The sequence below is a fragment of the Streptomyces sp. NPDC051776 genome (genome assembly GCF_040681345.1).
Classification (GTDB): Bacteria; Actinomycetota; Actinomycetes; order Streptomycetales; family Streptomycetaceae; genus Streptomyces.
In genome coordinates, this window is the sequence record NZ_JBFAYQ010000014.1 from 28908 (window position 1) to 47492 (window position 18585).

General features: G+C 71.1%; 15 protein-coding genes. 10 read left to right on the forward strand and 5 right to left on the reverse strand.

Annotated features, from left to right (window positions below):
• The first annotated feature begins 60 nt into the window (after window positions 1-60).
• From AB0M26_RS13865 to AB0M26_RS13895, 7 genes are all read left to right on the forward strand, one after another.
• The gene (locus tag AB0M26_RS13865; RefSeq protein WP_365259516.1) at window positions 61-1206 is read left to right on the forward strand and encodes an aromatic ring-hydroxylating dioxygenase subunit alpha; all 1146 of its coding nucleotides are present in this window, start codon (window positions 61-63) and stop codon (window positions 1204-1206) included.
• 149 nt (window positions 1207-1355) lie between these two features.
• A complete protein-coding gene (locus AB0M26_RS13870) occupies window positions 1356-2486 on the forward strand; it encodes an extracellular solute-binding protein (protein WP_365259519.1) in 1131 nt (376 codons plus the stop codon).
• A gap of 1 nt (window position 2487) precedes the next feature.
• A complete protein-coding gene (locus AB0M26_RS13875; RefSeq protein ID WP_365259522.1) occupies window positions 2488-3390 on the forward strand; it encodes an ABC transporter permease in 903 nt (300 codons plus the stop codon).
• The gene (locus tag AB0M26_RS13880) at window positions 3387-4298 is read left to right on the forward strand and encodes an ABC transporter permease (RefSeq protein WP_365259524.1); all 912 of its coding nucleotides are present in this window, start codon (window positions 3387-3389) and stop codon (window positions 4296-4298) included. Before AB0M26_RS13875 ends, AB0M26_RS13880 begins: the two co-directional genes overlap by 4 nt.
• A gap of 5 nt (window positions 4299-4303) precedes the next feature.
• Window positions 4304-5374, forward strand: a complete 1071-nt coding sequence (locus AB0M26_RS13885) for an ABC transporter ATP-binding protein (protein ID WP_365259527.1) — start codon at window positions 4304-4306, stop codon at window positions 5372-5374.
• A 158-nt stretch (window positions 5375-5532) separates the two neighbouring features.
• Window positions 5533-6846, forward strand: coding sequence for an NAD(P)/FAD-dependent oxidoreductase (locus AB0M26_RS13890; protein WP_365259530.1), 1314 nt, complete (start codon window positions 5533-5535; stop codon window positions 6844-6846).
• Window positions 6839-8266 (forward strand): aminobutyraldehyde dehydrogenase, encoded by a 1428-nt coding sequence (locus AB0M26_RS13895; RefSeq protein ID WP_365259534.1) that lies wholly within the window; start codon window positions 6839-6841, stop codon window positions 8264-8266. Before AB0M26_RS13890 ends, AB0M26_RS13895 begins: the two co-directional genes overlap by 8 nt.
• A gap of 414 nt (window positions 8267-8680) precedes the next feature.
• Here the strand turns inward: AB0M26_RS13895 and AB0M26_RS13900 are convergent, their stop codons facing one another.
• Window positions 8681-10309: an FAD-binding oxidoreductase gene (locus AB0M26_RS13900; RefSeq protein WP_365259537.1), complete on the reverse strand. Its 1629-nt coding sequence runs from the start codon at window positions 10307-10309 to the stop codon at window positions 8681-8683.
• Window positions 10310-10497: 188 nt separating this feature from the next.
• On the opposite strand from AB0M26_RS13900, the gene AB0M26_RS13905 reads away from it, so the two are divergent.
• Entirely contained in the window at window positions 10498-11529 is a 1032-nt protein-coding gene (locus AB0M26_RS13905; RefSeq protein WP_365259540.1) for an AraC family transcriptional regulator ligand-binding domain-containing protein, read from the forward strand.
• 203 nt (window positions 11530-11732) lie between these two features.
• Window positions 11733-12725: a helix-turn-helix transcriptional regulator gene (locus AB0M26_RS13910; protein WP_365259543.1), complete on the forward strand. Its 993-nt coding sequence runs from the start codon at window positions 11733-11735 to the stop codon at window positions 12723-12725.
• A 279-nt stretch (window positions 12726-13004) separates the two neighbouring features.
• On the opposite strand, the gene AB0M26_RS13915 is transcribed toward AB0M26_RS13910, so the two are convergent.
• Window positions 13005-14234: an amidohydrolase gene (locus AB0M26_RS13915; RefSeq protein WP_365259546.1), complete on the reverse strand. Its 1230-nt coding sequence runs from the start codon at window positions 14232-14234 to the stop codon at window positions 13005-13007.
• A gap of 202 nt (window positions 14235-14436) precedes the next feature.
• Here AB0M26_RS13915 and AB0M26_RS13920 point away from each other — a divergent pair, with 202 nt between their 5' ends.
• Window positions 14437-14613, forward strand: coding sequence for a thiazolylpeptide-type bacteriocin (locus AB0M26_RS13920; protein WP_003968635.1), 177 nt, complete (start codon window positions 14437-14439; stop codon window positions 14611-14613).
• A 144-nt stretch (window positions 14614-14757) separates the two neighbouring features.
• On the opposite strand, the gene AB0M26_RS13925 is transcribed toward AB0M26_RS13920, so the two are convergent.
• The 3 genes from AB0M26_RS13925 to AB0M26_RS13935 all read right to left on the reverse strand — a co-directional run bounded on the left by AB0M26_RS13925 (window position 14758) and on the right by AB0M26_RS13935 (window position 18559).
• Window positions 14758-16656, reverse strand: a complete 1899-nt coding sequence (locus tag AB0M26_RS13925; RefSeq protein WP_365259805.1) for a TOMM precursor leader peptide-binding protein — start codon at window positions 16654-16656, stop codon at window positions 14758-14760.
• A 50-nt stretch (window positions 16657-16706) separates the two neighbouring features.
• Window positions 16707-17462, reverse strand: coding sequence for an ABC transporter permease (locus AB0M26_RS13930; protein ID WP_365259549.1), 756 nt, complete (start codon window positions 17460-17462; stop codon window positions 16707-16709).
• 164 nt (window positions 17463-17626) lie between these two features.
• The gene (locus AB0M26_RS13935; RefSeq protein ID WP_365259552.1) at window positions 17627-18559 is read right to left on the reverse strand and encodes an ABC transporter ATP-binding protein; all 933 of its coding nucleotides are present in this window, start codon (window positions 18557-18559) and stop codon (window positions 17627-17629) included.
• Window positions 18560-18585: the final 26 nt, after the last annotated feature.

The following is an 18585-nucleotide window of genomic DNA, read 5'->3' on the forward strand; positions in this document are numbered from 1 at the left end:
CGCCGACACGCCCTTGGGCCGCTCAGCGCCTATCGCCCGGGCGGCATGGAGGAGTATCCGATGCAGCCCCAAGCCCCCCTAGCGCCGCCGAGTCAGGCCACACCGGGGGAGGCCCTTTCCGCCCGCTACTACACCGATCCGGACCTCGTCCCCGAGGAGACCCGGCGCATCTTCGCGAAGTCGTGGCAGCTCGTGTGCCACGAGTCCGACCTTCCGGCGCCGGGCGCCCGGCTGGCCGCCCGGGTCGCCGACCGCGAGGTGCTCGTCGTCCGGACCGAGGACGGCGGCCTCGCCGGACACCTCAATGTCTGCCGGCACCGCGGCACCCGGCTCGTGACCGGCCCGGAACCCTCAGGCAAGGCGATCCGCTGCCCGTACCACGGCTGGACGTACAAGCTCGACGGCCGCCTGGTCGGCGCCCCGGAGGCCCGGCAGATCCCGTGCCTGGACAAGCCGAGGCTCGGCCTGTTCCCGGTGCGCGTCGAGTCCTTCCTCGGCTTCGTCTTCGCCAACCTCGAACCGGACGCCGTACCGCTCGCCGAGCAGTGCGCCGGGCTCGCCGAGTCGATCGGCCACTACGCGGGCGCCGACCTCGAGCCGGTGGGCCGCGCCCGCATCCACGACCTGGCCGGCGCCGAGGTGCAGAAGGCCAACTGGAAGGTCGCCGTCGACAATTACCTCGAGGGCTACCACGTCCCAGTGGCACACCCCGGCCTCATGCGGCTGCTGGACTACCAGAGCTACACCAGCGAGATCGCCGAGAACTACGTGCTCTTCGCGTCGCCGCTCCGGGACAAGCCCTCGTCCAACTGGACCGAGCGCGCCTACCAGCGCCTGGCCGCCCCCATGCCCGGCCTGACCGAGGCCGACCGGCGGGTCTGGCGGTACGCCGTGATCTACCCCAATACCCTCATCGACTTCTATCCCGACCATGTGCTTGCATGGACCGCCATCCCCACGGCGGTCGACCGCGTGGCCGTGCCCGGCGCCTTCTACACGCGCCGCGGTGCGGGCCTGCGCACCCGGATCGCCCGGCGGCTCAACATCCACATCGGGTGGATCACCAATGACGAGGATGTCGAACTCGTCAGCCGTGTGCAGAATGGGCTGACAACGCCAGGCTTCGAACCGGGGCCTCTGTCACGGCGTGAGGCGGCAGTCGGCTGGTTCGCCGGCCGCATCCGAGCCGATCTCGACGGTCTGTGAGCGATGACCCGCTCCCCGTCAGCCCGTACCCGTACGGCACGACGCCTGCCACCGCCCGGTGGCACCCAGGTCGAGCACGGAGCCAGGGCATCCGTGCCGCCCGGACCACGCCCTGAATCAGTGCTCGCCCCCTACGGAGAGGACGACCGATGTCCCCCGCTGCACACCCGCTGTCCCGACGCACGTTCCTGAGCGGTACCACTGCCGCCACGGTAGGCCTCACCCTGGCGGGCTGCGGCTTCGCCGGCAAGGAGTCCGCCGCGGACAAGGACCAGGACCGGCCGATCAAGGTCCGGCCCGATGGAGACCTCGTCTACTTCAACTGGGCCGACTTCGTCGCCCCGGAGGTCTTCGACGGGTTCGAGAAGGAATACGGCGTCAAGGTCATCCAGTCCAACTACGACTCCATGGAAGGCATGGTCGCCAAGCTCAACGCCGGCAACCGCTACGACATCATCTTCCCCACCGCGAAGTGGGCCCAGCGCCTGGCTGCCGGAGGCCAGCTGCGCAAGATCGACCACGCCCAGCTGGACCGGGCCGACGCGATCTTCGGCGCTTACGACTACTTCGCCGACCCCTGGTACGACACGCGCTCCGCGCACACTGTTCCGTTCACCATGTACAAGACCGGAATCGGCTGGAGGAAGGACCGGATCGGCGACCATCTGAAGGAGTCCTGGGACGACCTGTGGAACAAGCGGGCCAGGGGCAAGGTGTTCGTGCTCGACGACCGCGACGAGGTGCTCGGCATGGCGGCGCTCAAGCTCGGCCTCGATATCGGCACCGCCGAGGAGCGCGACCTGGACCGTATCACCGAGACGCTGCAGAGCCTCCGCCCCCACCTGCGCGGCTTCTCCAGCGACAGCTACAACAACCTGCTCAACGGCAACGCCACCATGACGCAGGCCTGGAGCGGCGACATGGCCACCATGCTCAGCCAGGCCAAGGACGCCTCGGTCTACGGATTCGAAGTCGCCAAGGAAGGCGCCCCGGTCAACTCCGACTGCTACGCCATCCCCGCCAACGCCCGGCACCCCGGCACGGCAATGCTCTTCATCAACTACATGCTCCGCCCGGGAAACGTGAAGAAGAACATCGAATACATCGGCTACCCCATGCCGGTCGAGGGCTCGGAGGAGACCTACGCCGAGATCGTCAAACCGTTCCCGGAGTGCCTTGTGTCCGCCGACGACCTCAAGGACGACCTCTACTTCCGCAACGGCAGCGCCGCGGCCGAGCGGGCCCGTGACACCGCCTGGACGCATGTGAAGGCCGGCTGACATGGAACCACGCACAGATCTCGGGGCGGTCCGCCGGCGTCGTCGGCGGTCCGCCGCGAGTGCACGGCTGTGGACCTGGCTCATGGTCCCCGGCACCCTCTGGATGACCGGCTTCCTCATCGCCTCGCTGCTGCTGGTTGCCACCCTCGCCGTCGGCACCACCGACGCCCTGGGGAATCCGCGGTTCGGGTTCAACCTGGACAACATCACGGCGCTCGCGGACCCGGCGTACCGCGACGTGCTGATCCGCTCCCTCGGCTACGCCCTGGCCACGTGCGCCATTTGCCTGGTCATCGCCTATCCGGTGGCCTACGCAATCGCCCTGTACGGCGGCCGCTTCAAGAACCTGCTGATCGCGGCGATCGTCATCCCGTTCTTCGCCAACTACCTTGTGCGGATGTACGGATGGTCCGTCGTCCTCTCCGACGACGGCCCCCTGCTCAAAGTCCTGCGCGGCCTCGGACTCGCGGGCGACGGCACCCACATCCTCCAGACCGGCTTCGGCGTCATCGTCGGCCTCGTCTACGGCTTCATCGTCTTCATGATCATCCCGATCTACGCGGCGCTGGAACGCATGGACGTCTCGCTGATCGAAGCCGGACGCGACCTCTACGGCGGTCCGCTGAGGACCTTCTTCTTCGTCACCCTGCCCGCCACCCGGCAGGGAGCCGCGGCCGGCATCGTCCTCGTCTTCCTGCCCGCCATGGGCGACTTCGTCAGCGCCCAGCTCATGGGAGGCCCCGACCAGATCATGATCGGCAACCTGATCCAGGACAAGTTCTTCCAGGGGCAGAACTGGCCGCTGGGCTCTGCCCTCACGATGCTCATGATGGCCGTACTGTTCCTCGGGATGGTCGGCTATCTGCGCCGTGCCCGCAAGGACGAGGCGGAGGCGGCGCAATGACGGTACGCCAGGCCATCCGGCCCCACCACCGTGCCCCGGACCCCGAGCCGGCCGAGCGCCCCGCCGCGACCCGCCCGCCGAAGAAGCCCCGGCGCCGCGGTACCGACCGCAAGCCCCGCTTCGCCGTGGCCGTCACGGCCGCCTTCTTCGCCCTGCTCTACATACCCATCGGCGTCGTCGTCCTCTTCTCCTTCAACTCCCAGAAGTCCCTGACCGTGTTCAAGGACTTCAGCCTCCGCTGGTACAAGGAGTTCTTCGCCGACGACGCCCTCATCGAGTCGCTCGGCATGAGCCTCCAGGTCTCCCTGGTGGCCATGGCCGGATCCCTGATCCTCGGCGTCACCCTGGCGCTCGGCATGGTCCGGTCCCGCAGCAGGTTCGGATCGCTGGCCGGACTGATCATGCTCGTACCGCTGGTCACCCCGGAGATCGTCACCGGTGTCGCCGCGATGCTGCTCTTCAAGGGCATGGGCATCACCCTGTCCACCGGCACCGTGATGCTCGCGGAGATCACCTTCTCCATCTCCTACGTGACGGTCATCCTGCGCTCCCGCATAGCCGCCCTCAACCCGGAGGTGGAGGAGGCCGCGATGGACCTCGGTGCGACCCGCTGGCAGGCCCTGCGCCTGGTCACCCTGCCCGCCCTCCTCCCCAGCATCCTCGCCGCCGCCGTGCTCATCTTCGCCCTCGTCTTCGACGACTTCGTGCTCGCGTACTTCACCACCGGCGTGGACCCCCAGCCCCTGTCCGTACGCATCTACTCCGCGATCCGGTTCGGCGTGCAGCCCACCATCAACGCGGTCGGAACCCTGATGCTGGCCGGCTCCGTCGGCCTCATCGCCCTGGCCCTGGCCATCCCACGCCTCTTCGGCCGTCGCGGCGGCCTCGATCTGCTCTCCGGGAAGTGACACCCATGGACACCGTCCCCGCCGTCCGGCTGGACAACGTCAGCAAGAGTTACGCGGACTCCTACGCTGTCCGAGACCTCACCCTGGACATCGCCCCCGGCGAGTTCTTCTCCCTCCTCGGCCCCTCCGGCTGCGGCAAGACGACCACGCTGCGCATGATCGGCGGCTTCACCGACCCCACCGAGGGCACGATCCTGCTGGGCGGCGAGGACGTGACGGAGCTGCCGCCCAACCGGCGCAACGTCAACACCGTCTTCCAGAGCTATGCACTCTTCGACCACCTCTCGGTCACCGACAACGTGGCCTTCGGGCTCAAGCGGAAGGGCATCGGCCGTGGCGAGATCCGCGAACGGGTCCACACCATGCTCGAGCGCGTACAGCTCTCCGCGCTGGCCGACCGGAAGCCGAGTACCCTGTCGGGCGGCCAGCGCCAGCGCGTGGCCCTGGCCCGCGCCCTGGTCAACCGCCCTCAAGTCCTGCTGCTGGACGAGCCGTTGGCGGCGCTCGACCTCAAGCTCCGCCGCCGGATGCAGGTCGAGCTCAAGCAGATCCAGCGCGAGGTCGGCATCACCTTCATCTTCGTCACCCATGACCAGGACGAGGCGCTGACCATGTCCGACCGCGTGGCGGTGATGAACGAGGGCCGTGTCGAGCAGTGCGGAACGCCGGAGGACGTCTACGAACGCCCGGCCAGCCGCTTCGTGGCCTCCTTCATGGGCACCTCCAACCTCGTGCCCGGCACCTACCGTTCCGGCCAGGTCCTCCTCGACGGCGGGGCCTCCTTCCCCGTCGGTACCCGCGACGGCCTCACCGAGGGCGGCAGCGTGAGCCTGTCCGTACGGCCGGAGAAGATCTGGCTCTCCGACTTCGAGCCCGGCATGACCCTGGTGAACGGGGTGGTCAGGGAGACCGTCTACTCCGGCCCGACCACCACGTACCTCATCGACCTCGCGCCCGGTGTCACGGTGTCCGTACTGGAGCAGAACACCGACCGGTCGCGGAACGAGGACCGCTGGAGCGGCGGCGAGGACGTGCAGATCGGCTGGAAGCCCGAGCACTGCCTGGTCCTTGACTGACCTTCGACTGATCCTCCACTGAGGTACGCGCGTTCCCGCGGGGCGGCCCCGCGTGCTCCCGGGAACCGCACGTACGACCGACCGGACCCGACGTCCCGGGCGGGCGGCCCTCCCCGGCCGCGCTGCTCCCGCTCCCCACGCAACCGTAGGAACGCCCCATGCATCACGATGTCATCGTGCTCGGCGCCGGGCTCGCCGGTCTGGCAGCCGCGCGCGACCTGGTCGCCGGCGGGACCGATGTGCTCGTCCTGGAAGCCCGCGACCGGGTCGGCGGACGGGTCGAACAGACCGTCCTGCCCGACGGCCGGCTCGTCCAGCTCGGCGGAGAAGTCGTCGGGCGCGGCCACACCGCCTATCTCGGCCTGGTCGAGGAACTCGGCCTCACCCTCGTACGGAGCTACGTCGCCGAGCCCGGCAACATGGCTCGCGCCACCCCCGAAGGCATCTCGGCCGACGAGCCGCCCCACTGGTTCGGCCCCGGCGACGAGGTCCGCCACCAGCGCGTCACCGCTGCCTTCGTGGCCCTCGCCCGTAGCGTCCACCCCGGCGACCCGTGGGCCCACCCCGACGCCGCGGCCCTCGACCGGACCTCGGTCGGCGCCTGGCTGCGCTCCGAAGGCGCCACCCCGGCCGTCGTCCGTCTCTGGGAGATCGGCCAACTCGCCCTGGCCAGCGGCTCGCTGGAGCGCACCTCACTGCTGGCCGCCCTGCGCAAGCACGCGGCTGTACCCGGCTCGGAGCACTACGACTACGAGGACTGGGAGGGCCTGCGCGTCGCCGAGGGCTCGGCCACCGTGGCGCTGTGCATGGCCGACGAGCTGGGTCACCGGATCCGGACGGGCTCGCCGGTCGCCGCGGTCGACGTCCGCCCCGGCGGCTGCACCGTACGCCTGACGAACGGCGAGACCTTGCGCTCCGACGCCGTCGTCAGCGCGCTCCCCGTCGGCCCCTTTCGCGCGCTGTCCGTCACCGGCGTCTCCGACGAGCGCCTGGCCTCCCTGCGCCGCCAACGGCAGGCGGTCACGGCCAAGTTCGTCGCCGCCTACGACCAGCCGTTCTGGCGCCTGAGGGATCTCAACGGCCTCTCGGAGTGCGAAGGCGTGCTCGGCAGCACCTGGCCGCAGAACACCGGAATCCTCTCCGCCCTCATCCCGCCCGAGCGGTACGGCGTGCTGCTCGGCATGCCCGCGCACCTCAGGGAGGACGAACTGCTCGACGACATCGCCCGCCTCTACGGGGCCGAGGCCCACAAACCGCTCGCCTCGTATCTGCGCCTGTGGGGCACCGACCCGTGGACCCAGGGCTATGTGACCCAGTGGACCCCCGGGGACGTCATGGCCGTCGGCCCCCTGCACGGCACCCATGAGCCGCCCTTCTACGTCTGCGGCTCCGACCAGTGGGTCGCCGGTTACATGGAAGGCGCGGTCCGCACCGGACGCGCGGCCGCCGAGGAGGCGCTGAACCGTGACTGACACCCCGAGCGGCACTGTCCACAACCACATCGGTGGAGCCGAACTGCCCGCCAACTCCGGCGCCACCATGGACCTCGTCGACCCCGCCACCGGTGAGGCCCACCGCAGCGCGCCCCGGTCGGACCGGTCCGATGTCGACCACGCCTGCGCCGTCGCCGCCGCGGCGTACGAGCACTGGTCCCTCTCCACTCCGGCGATGCGCCAGCAGGCCCTGCTGCGCATCGCCGACGGCATGGAGGAGCACGCCGAGGAACTGGTGGCGGCGGAGGTCGCGGACACGGGCAAGCCGCCGGAGCTGTTCCGCGACGACGAGCTTCCCGCCATCGTCGACACGGTCCGCTACTTCGCCGGCGCCGCCCGCAATCTGCCGGGCGCGGCCGCCGCCGAGTACACCGGCGGGCGCACCTCCATGCTGCGACGTGAACCCATCGGTGTCTGTGCGCAGATCACCCCGTGGAACTACCCGCTGATGATGGCGGTGTGGAAGGTCGCCCCCGCGCTCGCGGCAGGGAACACCACCGTGCTGAAGCCGGCCGACACCACCCCCGCGTCGTCCTCCGTCCTCGCCCGGATCGCGGCCGAACATCTGCCTCCTGGCGTCCTCAACGTCGTCTGCGGCGACCGCGACACCGGCCGCGCCCTGACGGTCCACCCGGCCTCGCGCCTGATCGCGGTCACCGGCAGCGTACGGGCGGGCCGGGAGGTGGCGGCCGCGGCAGCGTCGGACCTCAAGCGGGTCCATCTGGAGCTGGGCGGAAACGCGCCGGTCATCGTTCACGAGGACGCCGACTTGGAGACGGCGGCCGCGGACCTGGCCGCTGTCGCCTACTACAACGCGGGACAGGACTGCACCGCGCCCAGCCGGTTCCTGGTGCACGACGCCGTCCACGACACGTTCCTCGCGGAGTTCGCCGCCCGTGCAGAGAAGCTGCGGACCGGGGCGCCGGGGGAGTCCGCGGACTACGGGCCCCTCAACAACGCCGGGCAACTCGCCTCGGTGCACGAGCTGCTGGGCCGGCTGCCCGGCCATGCCGAGATCGTCACCGGTGGCTCGCCGGTGCCGCGGCCGGGCTGGTTCCACGAGCCCACGGTCGTCGCCGGTCTCCGCCAGGACGACGAGATCGTGCAGGAGGAGATCTTTGGACCTGTGGTCACGGTGCAGCGGTTCTCGGACGAGGACGAGGCGCTGCGGCTGGCCAACGGCGTACGGTACGGGCTGGCCGCCAGCGTGTGGACCACCGCTCTCGACCGCGCCATGCGCGCTACCCGTGCCCTGCACACCGGGATCGTCTGGGTGAACACCCATGGCACGACGGTCTCCGAGATGCCGCACGGCGGTGTCAAGCACTCCGGATACGGCAGCGATCTGTCCATGGCGGGACTGCTGGACTACACCCAGGTCAAGCACGTCATGCTCTGACGGCGCGGATGACGTACGGCGCGCACGCAGGCGCCGCCGTCATGCGGACCTCCGGGTGTCCCCGGACGAACTCCCGGTCCCCGTGGGGCCGTCTGCGACGATTCCGGACGTCACGGACCCCACGTGCGATCAGGGCGCAGTCATGGATGCGGTTACCGGACAGCGTCCCGGTCGAATCCCCGACCCAAGGCCCGACTCAAGGCCCGACTCAAGGCCCGACCCAAGGCCCGACCCAAGGCCCGACCAGGCTGGTCCGAATGGGGACTCACGCATGCTGAGGAAGGGACTGCGCAAAGGTCATCGTGCATGATGTGCCGCGCCCACGTCGGGCGGCCGCCCCCCGGGCGCTCCGGCGCCCGCAGGGGCGGCGGAGCGCCCGGTTTCGGGCTCACTCCGCGCGGCCGGACGGTCAGGTCACCGCGGCGCCGGGAGCAGGACTCCCGGGTTGAGGATCCGGTGCGGATCCAGCTCCTCCTTCATGGCGTTCAGGGCCGCCGCGAACGGATCGGGACGCTGCCGGTCGTACCAGGGTCGGTGGTCACGGCCCACGGCGTGGTGGTGGGTGATGGTGCCGCCCGCATCGAGGATCGCCTCGGACACCGCCGCCTTGACCGCGTCCCACTGCGCGGTCTCGCTGCCCCGGCGCGCCGGGGCGAGGACGGTGTAGTAGACGGCGGCGCCGTCGGGGTAGACGTGCGTGAGCCGCCGGTTCACCACGCTCGTGCCGCAGGCCGCCTCGGCCCCCCGCCGTGCCGCCTGCAGCACGGCGTCGTCGAGATCGCCGAAGCGGTTCCATGTCACGGCGGTTTCGAAGGTCTCCACCAGGATGCCGGCCGCCACCAGGGAGTCCCGCAGATAGGGCGCGGCCTGGAATCCGTCCTTCCACTGCTGTTCGGGCGCCTGACCGCCCTGCCGTCGTGCGTCCTCGTCCTCCGGGCCGCTGATCCGGGGCGGGCCGGCGAGCTCTCCGCCGTGATCGCGTACGCACTGGAGCGCCCGCGAGAGCAGACCCTCCTGCGGGTGGTGGGCGGATTCGAAGCCCAGGATCAGCACGGCCGAGGAGCCGTCGCCCGCCCCGTTCAGCAGCGCCTCACCCGGGTCGAGCAGACGGCAGTTGGCGGGCTGCAGACCGGAACGCACCACCGCGCGCGCGGCGCGGGCGCCCTCGGCGAACGTACGGTGGCGCACGCTCGCCGACGCGCGGTGCACCGGTCGGTCCTGGACGCGCAGCCATGCCTCGGTGACCACGCCCAGAATGCCCTCCGAGCCGATCAGTATCCGATCCGGGCTCGGGCCCGCGCCCGACGCCGGGAGACGGCGGCTCTCCCACGGACCGGCCGGGGTCAGGGCGCGGACGGACTGCACGAATTCGTCGATGCGCGTCCTGCCGGTGGCGTAGTGGCCGCCGGCGCGGGTGACGATCGAGCCGCCGACGGTGGCGTGTGCGTACGACTGGGGGTAGTGGCGCAACGTCAGCCCGTGGGGCCGGAGTCCGGCGTCGGCGTCGGGGAGCGTGGTGCCGGCCAGGATGCGGGCGGAGGCGGAGACCGCGTCCACCTCCAGGATGCCGGAGAGCCGGCCCAGGTCCAGGGTGACCGTCCCCGAGTAGGCGTCGCCGACCAGCGGCTCCACACCGCCCACCACGCTGGTGCCCCCGCCGTAGGGGATCACCGCGGCGTTCGCCTCCGCGCACCACTCCAGCACGGCCGCGGTCTCCTTCTCGTCGCGGGGGAGGGCGACGAGGTCGGGCGGGTTCGGGAACTCGCCGTGGAAGGCGCGGACCACATCCCGGTACGACTTCCCGTAGGCGTGGGAGACGCGTTCGTAACGGTCCGCCGAGAAGATCCCGGCGAGGGAGGCGGGGACGGCCAGCCCTGGTTCGGGCAGGCGAATGTCCTGAAGCCGCGGGGGAGTGCGCACCTCGGTGTCGCCGAAGCCGAGCATCTCGCGGGCCAGGGCGGCGGTTTCCTCCACCTCGGCGCGGCCGGGCTGCTCGTCCTCGTAGCCCCAGCCCCAGAACTTCCTGCGCCGCCTGTCGGCCATGCCTCCACCCTTCGTCCGACCTCACGTCGTTCCTCGCACGCACGCCGCGTGTGCACCCGCCATGAACCGTGCCCGTGACGAGCATCGCTTCGGGGAGTGGGAGACGGTAGCCGTGCCCGGTCATGGGGGCATTGACTCTCCGGGTCACTCCGTTGACGCCGTCGGCCACACCCCGTTGACTGACCGCCATGCCGACACCCGAGGCCCCGACCGTCGCCGCTGCGTACGCGAATGCCGTGATCAGCAACGGGACCGACCCGGGGGGAGACGCAACGGATCGGGCACCCCGCGACCGGGGCGCCCGCGCCCCCGAGGGGGGCGCTTGGGCCTCCTCCGCCGAGCGGCTGCCCTTCGCCGAGGTGAGACGCGTGTGGGAGCGAGTGCTCGGACCCTCCGAGCGGCCCCACACCGGTCTGCGCATCGGGAACGGCCTGCAGCCGTCCGCCCTGCACGTCCTCGGTCATCTCGTCCTCACCTGCACCAGCCTGGCGGAGGCCGCCGTGCATGCGGTCCGCTATCTGCCCCTGGTCAGCGAAGCCGGTGCGCTCCGGCTGGAGCGCGGCGCGCACCGCTCGCAGCTGGTCTACCGGCCCTCCGTCCCCGAGGGGGCGATGCACCCGCAGCAGGTCGAGGCCGTCGTCGCCGCCTCCGTCAGGGCGGCCCGCTGGATCGCCGGGCGCGTCTGGGCTCCGGCGGCCGTCTCGTTCACCCACGCCCGTATCGGCGAGCCCGAGCCCTATGCGCGCATTCTGCGGTGCCCGGTCACCTTCGGGGCGGACCGGAACACGGTGACCGTGACGAACCGGGAACTCGATCTGGTCCGCGGCCCGGCCGACCCCGAACTGGCCGCGCTCCACCGCGCTCACGCCGACCGGCTCCTGTCCGCCCTCACCGCGCCGGACAGCGTCAGGCAGCGGGTACGCGGCTGGCTCGACCGGGCGCCGCTGGACGGCGTGCGGCCGGAGGACGTCCAGGACGCCCTGCATCTGAGCGAGCGCACCCTGCGCCGGCTGCTGCGCGAGGAGGGCACGTGCTGGAGCGATCTGCTGGACGCGGCACGCCACGACCGCGCCCGGCGCCTGCTTGCCACCACCGACAGGACGCTGGAGCGCATCGCACATGAACTCGGACTCAGCGGGGCACCGGCGTTCGTCCGGGCGTTCACACGCTGGGAGGGCACGACACCGGGGAACTACCGGCGGCGGCTGACGACCTCCTGAAGCGGGGGAGAGGCGGCCCGGTTCCTTGAAACGCCGCAGTCCAGAGGCTTGTACGGTCCTGCGCGCCGACCGGGGACGGAGTGCCGCACGCCGGTTGTGCGGTGTTCAACCACATCTCGTACACAATTCTGTCCCGAAAGGTCACAGGGGCGTTCCGACCACCTACGCTGCTTCCTAGCCAACAAGGAACAAGGGGGCCGAGCGTGGGCACCAATGAGATGTCCGCCTTCGGGGTCGGTCCGGACGAAGAGGAGATATACCGGCACTTCCTTCGCAATCCCGGAACCCCTGCTGACGACATCCAACTGCTGCTGCACACCGATCCCAAGTCCGCTCAAGTGGCCCTGGACCGGCTCTGCCGGCTCGGGCTGCTCCGGGCCTCCGGGCAGCTCATCTCCCCCATGGACCCCGACATCGCACTGGGCCGGCTCATGGACATCCGCCTCCACGAGCTGCACCAGGAGCTCCAGCGGGTCACCCAGTTCCGGCATGTGATCGACGGCCTGCGCGCCGAGCAGGGGCTGCGCTCCGCCTGCCGCCACGGCATCGAGCAGCTCGAAGACCTGGACCAGGTGCGCGGCCGCATCGCCGACCTCGCCTTCTTCGCCCGGGACGAGATCCTCTCCGTCGAGCCCTACACCGAACTGCAGCCGGAGAACGTCGAGCAGGCCCGCCCGCTCGACCTGCGATGTCTCCGCCGTGGCGTGCGCATCCGCAGCGTCGTGCTGCGCAAGGCGCTCGACCACGGCCCCACGGTCGGATACTTGCGCGAACTGGTCTCCCACGGCGCGCTGATCAGGGTCGCCGAGGACATCACCGAGCGGATCCTCGTCTACGACCGCCGCATCGCCATGGTCCCCGTCGATCCCGCGGACACCTCACGCGGGGCCTTGCTCGCCCACGAAGGGGGCCTGGTCGCCAACATCATCGCGCTCTTCGAGAAGATCTGGGACCAGGCCGAGGACCTGCCGATGGGTACGGACGCGGCGGACGACACGGCCTCGCGGGGCCTTTCCCAGACCGAGCAGCGCGTCCTGGTGCTCATGTGCTCCGTCGGCAAGGACGAGGCGGGCGCCCGCGAACTGGGCGTCTCGGTGCGCACCTACCGCCGCCACGTCGCCGACCTCATGCGGGTGCTGGGCGCGGCGAGCCGGGCCCAGGCTGCGCTGCTGGCCCGTGAGCGGGGCTGGATCTGAGGCCGGGGCCCGCCTGAGCGGAGCCGCGAAGAGCACCCCGGACCTCCTCGCGCCAGCCGCGCAGCGCGCTGTCCGCGAGCACCCGGGTCACCGCATTGCGCACCGCGCTGCTGCCACCCGTGCCCTCCAGCCGGATCTTCAGCCGTACCCGGTCGCGTTCGACATGGGGCGTGCACGCCCAGTGCGGGGGGAGCAGTCCCACGAGTCTGATGGCCGTGGTCGCCGCCGCTGGCGCCGCCATATCGCTGCGGACCGCGATCACTTCGACAAAATCCGTGCTCATGGTGGTGCCTCCCGTAGAAGGTGCAGAGCCGCATCGGTCATGGCCGTGATGCCCGTGGGCAGGGCCGTCCGGAGGTCGGGGGCGAACTCAGGGGAGTGATTGGGCGGTACGGGACCGCCCTCCGAGAGCGCGGAGCGCCATTGCGCAGCGCTCGTCGCGCCGAGCATCCAGTACGCGGTGCGCACCCGATTGCCGCCGTGGAGTTCTGCCCCGTGCGCCCCGAACCAGGAGAAGTCCTCGGTGGCCGTCGCGCCCGGCCAGTGGGCCACACGTCCGGCGCCGAACCCCGCCGCATGGACGGTGCGCAGTGCATTCGTGAGATCCGGGTCCGGCACCAGGGCGGGGGACCGGGAGGTGACGGTGACGAGCGGGTCGTCCGGGCAGCCGGAGGCCGCGCACTCGCCCCGTACGATCCGCTCGACGGCGTCAGTGACGCGCCGCAGCGCGGACTCCGAGAACGCCCGTACGGTAACTCCGAGTTCGGCGCGGTCGGGAATGATGTTCCCGCGTTCTCCGGCGCGGAGCGAGCCGACGGTGAGGACCACCTGCTCGGCCGGGGCCGTCTCACGCGAGACGACGCTCTGCAGCCGCAGGACCACCGCCGCGGCCGTCACCACCGGATCCACCGCGAGGTGCGGGGTCCCCGCGTGGCCGCCCCGTCCCCGTACGACGATGTCGAGGGTGGCGCTCCCGGCCATCACCGGCCCATGACCGTGCGCCACCGTCCCGGCGGGCAACGGCGCGGTGTGCTGGGCCAGGACGACGTCCGGCGTGCCGAACCGCTCGTACAGCCCGTCCTCCAGCATGGCCCTGGCCCCGCTCAGAGTCTCCTCGGCCGGCTGCCCCACGACGAGGAGGGTGCCGCTCCAGGTGCCGCGGGCGCGGGCCAGCTGCGTGGTCGCCCCGGCGAGCGCGGCGAGGTGGAGGTCATGGCCGCAGGCGTGCATGACCCCGGGCACGGTGCTGGCGTAGCCGAGTCCGGTCCGCTCCCCCACGGGCAGCGCGTCGAGTTCGGCGCGCAGCATCACGGTCGGCCCGGCTCCGTTGCGCAGCACCCCGACGACTCCGTGGCCCCCGACCTTCCGCGTCACCGAACAGCCCTGCCGCTCCAGGTGGTCGGCGAACCGAGCGGCCGTACGGCTTTCCTCTCCGGAGAGCTCGGGATGGGCATGCAGGTCGAGGCAGAGCTCGACGGAGGGTCGCAGTACGTCCGGGGACACGTCCATCCGTTGCACACCCTTCTTTCTCCTCGTGCGAGCCTGCGGGTCCGGGCCTTCAGGGAGCGGGCCCTTCCGCTGACAGCAGGTGTCAGCGAAGTGACAGCGGAAGCCGGGCCGATCTGCCAGCGACGGCGGATGCAATGGGGCCACCCCAAGGGGATGACCGCCGGAACAGCCGGTGGGGCCCCTGTGACCAAGGGAGAACGCCATGGCCCCGAAGACTGAGCTCGCCACCCTCGCCGACGAGATCCTGGAGCTGGAGTCGGAGACCTTCGAGATCTCGGACTACTCGGACGCCTCCGAGGTCGTGCTCGCCGGTTCGACGTCGTGCTCCTCGACCTCGACCTGCTCCAGCACCACCAGCACCACCTCCTGCAGCGCCTGATCTCGCGCAGCTCACCGCCCGGTACCCCCCCTCCTGCAGGGGGTGCCGGGCGCACTGCGTGTGCGGGGCACTGCAAGCATGCCGGCCCTGTGCCCGGCACGTGCGGTGCGCCGGACACGGGCGGGGCCCCCGCGGCCGCTGCCGTCACGGGAAGGGATGCGGCACCTCCTTGGCGCCCGTCCTGCCCGCCTTCGCCAGCGCATCCCACAGCCGCGGCATGCGCAGGGCCCGCTGCCGGGTCCACCCGAAGTCCAGCGGAAGCAGCCCCGGTACGGTCGTGCTGACCGTGTGCAGCCCCATCCGCTCCTGCTCGGGGCTGGTCTGGTCGACGGCGATGACGTCGTACCCCGCGCGCACCAGCGCGTCGCGCACGAACAGCAGATCGTCCCGGAGGTCGCCGGTGCGCGGGCGTACGGCCTCCCACCCGGCGAATGCCTCCGCGAGCGGCAGTACCGCCGAGGGTTCCAGATATTCGCGGGCATGACGGGCCATCACCGGCAGCCCGTAGAGCTGGGCGTGGTCCTTCAGATGCTTGACTCGCGTGAAGTCCCCTGCCATGGCCTGGAGTTCGTCGTGCCGATCGGCCACCTGGTACGGCAGATGCGGGATGTAGGTGAGGACCTCGGACAGCGCGGAGTCCACGGTGGCCTCGGGGTCCAGACCGGCGGCCGCGCTGAAGGCGAGCGTCCCGGGGCCGCCGTCGCGCCGCACGGCGACCGCTGTGACCACGGGGACGCCCAGGTCCATCCGGTTGTCGTAGGCGTGGACGTCGTAGCCGTGCAGGGCGGCCCGGTCCAGCATGGTGCGGACGGTGCCGCTGCGGCAGGAGCCGAGATCGATCCTCGGCAGCCGGTCGCGGCCGTACCAGGCGAGCAGGAACGCGTCGCGCTCGATGAGTTCGAGCAGTCCGAAGAGCGTGGCCTCTTCCGGACTGCCGCCGGTGGCACAGCCGTTGGAGCACTCGAAGACGAAGTTGTCCGCCTCGACGCCCGCGCTGTAGTGCACCAGCCGGGCCGGTACGAGGACGGGCCGGTCGGAGCGCAGCGAATGGCCCCACACCCACGGGATGGCGCGGTCGGGGTCGAAGGGGCTCACCAGCGGGTCGGAGGCGTAGGTCTCGGGGGCATAGAAGCCGCACTCCGCCGGGTCGAGGACCGACTCGCCGTGGACGGCCCGAAGCCGGCGGTACGAATCATGGACGGGAGAGGTGCCCCGGCGCCGGTGCGTGCCCGCGTAGCGCTCCAGTCCTTCGAGGTAGGCGAGTGTGCGGCTGGTGGCGTAGCTGTTGGCCTGGCCGCTGAACGTGACGTCGTTCAGGCCGGCGTACCCGCGGACGAAGTTGGAGCCGGCGACCGGGGCCGTTGTGGTCGAGGCCGGGTTGATCCAGACACCCGAACCCAACGCCCCGCACACGGGGTTGGCCAGCGCCGCCGTGGGCAGCGGGAAGGACTCCAGCGGCCGGAGCCGGTACGCGGCGCGGTCGGGTTTCGGGCGGGAGACCGGCCGCAGCCGCACAGCCTCCGGGGTGTCGGGCCGTACGTTCACGCACCGCGGGCACAGCGGCTCCGGCAGCACGGGGAAGGTCGCGACGGCCAGCGTCCTCAGGTCGACCCGGGTGACCTGACCCAGCTCGCGGTCTGCGGCCACCGGCGCCGCGGCCTTGCGCGGACCGCCCAGCACCGCGCGATAGGCGGCCCAGACGGCGTCGAGCGCGTAGTCGGTCAGCACCGGCCAATCGGTGGCGCCCCGCGGCAGGAAGCCGAGCTCCAGCGCCTCGCGCTCGGAACGGCTGCGCAGCCGCTGCCAGCGCATGGCGAGGCAGTTCCCGCAGGCGCGGGGCGTATCGCTGCCGCCCCAGGGGCCGATGAGGACGGCGCGGGAGGAGAGATGGACGTTCGCCCCGGGGCGTACGGTCGCGCTCGGATCCGTCCGGCCCTCGCCCAAGGTGTCGGCGCCACCGAGCGGCACGACGAGCGGGGCGGGTAGCGCGCGTCCCTGGTGCAGGGTGAACTCCTCGTGGCGCAGGCCGAGTTCGCGCTGCAGCAGGGACCGGCCCGTCGAGAAGGGCGCCGCCTCGGGCGCACCGGTCGGCGTCACGAATTGTCGCTCCAGCGGAAGGTCTTCATCGCGATGAGGCCGAAGACCAGGGTGTACGCGGCGAGTCCGCCGCAGGAGACGAGCATGTCCCTGCCGCTGCCGTCACCGGTGATGGCAGCGGACAGGCCATCGTTGAAATAGCGCAGCGGGAAGATACGGGAGAGCGTCCGGAGCCACTCCGGCATGCTGTCGAGCGGAAAGAACGAGCCCGACAGGAAGGCCATCGGCACGATCAGGCAGTTGGCGATGGCGGCGACCGACTCCGGTGTCCTGGCGTACGAGCCGACGATGGCCCCGATGGCGAGGAACGCGGTGATCCCGAGGACGACGATGGGCACCGCGAGCGGCCATGTCCCCGCCAGCGTCATCCCGAAAACCGGGAGCAGGGCCACGGAAAGGAACAGTACGGCCTGGGCGAGCCCGATGGCGACGGCAAGGAGGTAGCGGGAGCCGAGGACGGCCGTCAGCGGTGCGGGGCTCATACGGATGAGGCGGAGGATGTCGTCGCGCCGCCACTGCATCAGGACGAAGCCGATGCCGAACACGGCGGCGTTTGCGATGCCCCAGGACATGACGCCGGGGGCGGTGTAGTCGATGTACTTCTTCCCGCTCTCGTCGACGGTCTCGCCCTGGAAGAGCAGCCCGAAGACGACGAGGAACATCAGGGGGAAGGCGAAGACGAAGAAGAGGGTGGTCTTGTCCCGGACATGGGCCCGGTAGCCGGCCTGGCTCAGCGCGGAGAATGCGCTCATGGTGGTGCCTCCGTATCTTTCGTGCGTGCGCACCGGGCGCCGGGTCGTGTCGTTCGGATCGGCTCGGATCAGCCCGCGGCCTCTGGTCCTGGGCCCCACCCAGCGGTGGCCGGGGGAGGGCACTGCCAGGCGTCGCGGTCCCGAGGTGACCCGGAAGACACGGCCTAGCCCTGGGCGGAGCCGGTGAGTTCGAGGTAGACGTCTTCGAGGGTGGCGGTGCGGGTCCGAACGCCCTGGAGTCCGGCGATCGCGTCGACCGCCGCCAGCACGGGGCCGGAGTCGAGGGTTTCGAGCACGACAGTGTCGCCCTCGAGCGTGGCCTGCTGGACTCCGGGAATGGCCAGCGCCTGGTCGAGGGGCAGCCGGTAGGCGGGCACCAGCAGCCGCGTCACGGGGCTGCCCGCCGAGACGAGCCGGCCGGGGGTGTCCAGGGCGGTGATCCGGCCGTCCACCATGATGCCGACGCGGTCGCACAACTCCTCGGCCTCGTCGAGGTGGTGGGTGGTGTAGACGATGGTGCGTCCCGCGCTCTTGAGGTCCCGCAGCACCTGCCACAGAGCACGGCGTGCCTGCGGGTCGAGGGCCGCGGTGGGCTCGTCGAGGAAGATGAGCTCGGGCTCGTGGACGAGGGCCGAGGCGATGGCCAGGCGCTGCCGCTGCCCGCCGGAGAGGTCCTCGACGCGCTGGTGGGCCTGCCCGGTCAGCCCGACGGTGGCCAGAGTCCTGTCCACCGAGCGGCGCCGGGCACCGTAGAGCGCCGCCACCGTCTGCAGGTGCTCGCGCGCCGTCAGGCGGACGAAGAACGCCGAGGCCTGCGTCTGCACGCCCAGCCGCGGCAGCAGTCGCACATCCCGGGGCCAGGGGCGGTGCCCGAGGACGGAGATGGTCCCCGAGTCCGCCTGCCGAAGACCCTCCATGATCTCGACGAGGGTCGTCTTGCCGGCGCCGTTGGGGCCGAGCAGGCCGAAGAACTCGCCGCGCTGCACGGACAGCGAGACACCGTCGACGGCCCGGACGTCGCCGTACGTCTTGCGCACATCGTCCAGCACGGCAGCCGCTTCGGGTGGCTGCGCGCCGTTCGCAGGGGTGGTGTTCACCGTGTTCTCCTTCGTGGTCGTCGGTT

Coding starts and splice junctions, on each gene's coding strand:
- AB0M26_RS13905 (WP_365259540.1), top strand. CDS start 10,498: ATGCCGACACCCGAGGCCCCGACCGTCGCCGCTGCGTACGCGAATGCC.
- AB0M26_RS13865 (WP_365259516.1), top strand. CDS start 61: ATGCAGCCCCAAGCCCCCCTAGCGCCGCCGAGTCAGGCCACACCGGGG.
- AB0M26_RS13930 (WP_365259549.1), bottom strand. CDS start 17,462: ATGAGCGCATTCTCCGCGCTGAGCCAGGCCGGCTACCGGGCCCATGTC.
- AB0M26_RS13885 (WP_365259527.1), top strand. CDS start 4,304: ATGGACACCGTCCCCGCCGTCCGGCTGGACAACGTCAGCAAGAGTTAC.
- AB0M26_RS13915 (WP_365259546.1), bottom strand. CDS start 14,234: ATGGACGTGTCCCCGGACGTACTGCGACCCTCCGTCGAGCTCTGCCTC.
- AB0M26_RS13900 (WP_365259537.1), bottom strand. CDS start 10,309: ATGGCCGACAGGCGGCGCAGGAAGTTCTGGGGCTGGGGCTACGAGGAC.
- AB0M26_RS13870 (WP_365259519.1), top strand. CDS start 1,356: ATGTCCCCCGCTGCACACCCGCTGTCCCGACGCACGTTCCTGAGCGGT.
- AB0M26_RS13920 (WP_003968635.1), top strand. CDS start 14,437: ATGGCCCCGAAGACTGAGCTCGCCACCCTCGCCGACGAGATCCTGGAG.
- AB0M26_RS13890 (WP_365259530.1), top strand. CDS start 5,533: ATGCATCACGATGTCATCGTGCTCGGCGCCGGGCTCGCCGGTCTGGCA.
- AB0M26_RS13880 (WP_365259524.1), top strand. CDS start 3,387: ATGACGGTACGCCAGGCCATCCGGCCCCACCACCGTGCCCCGGACCCC.
- AB0M26_RS13875 (WP_365259522.1), top strand. CDS start 2,488: ATGGAACCACGCACAGATCTCGGGGCGGTCCGCCGGCGTCGTCGGCGG.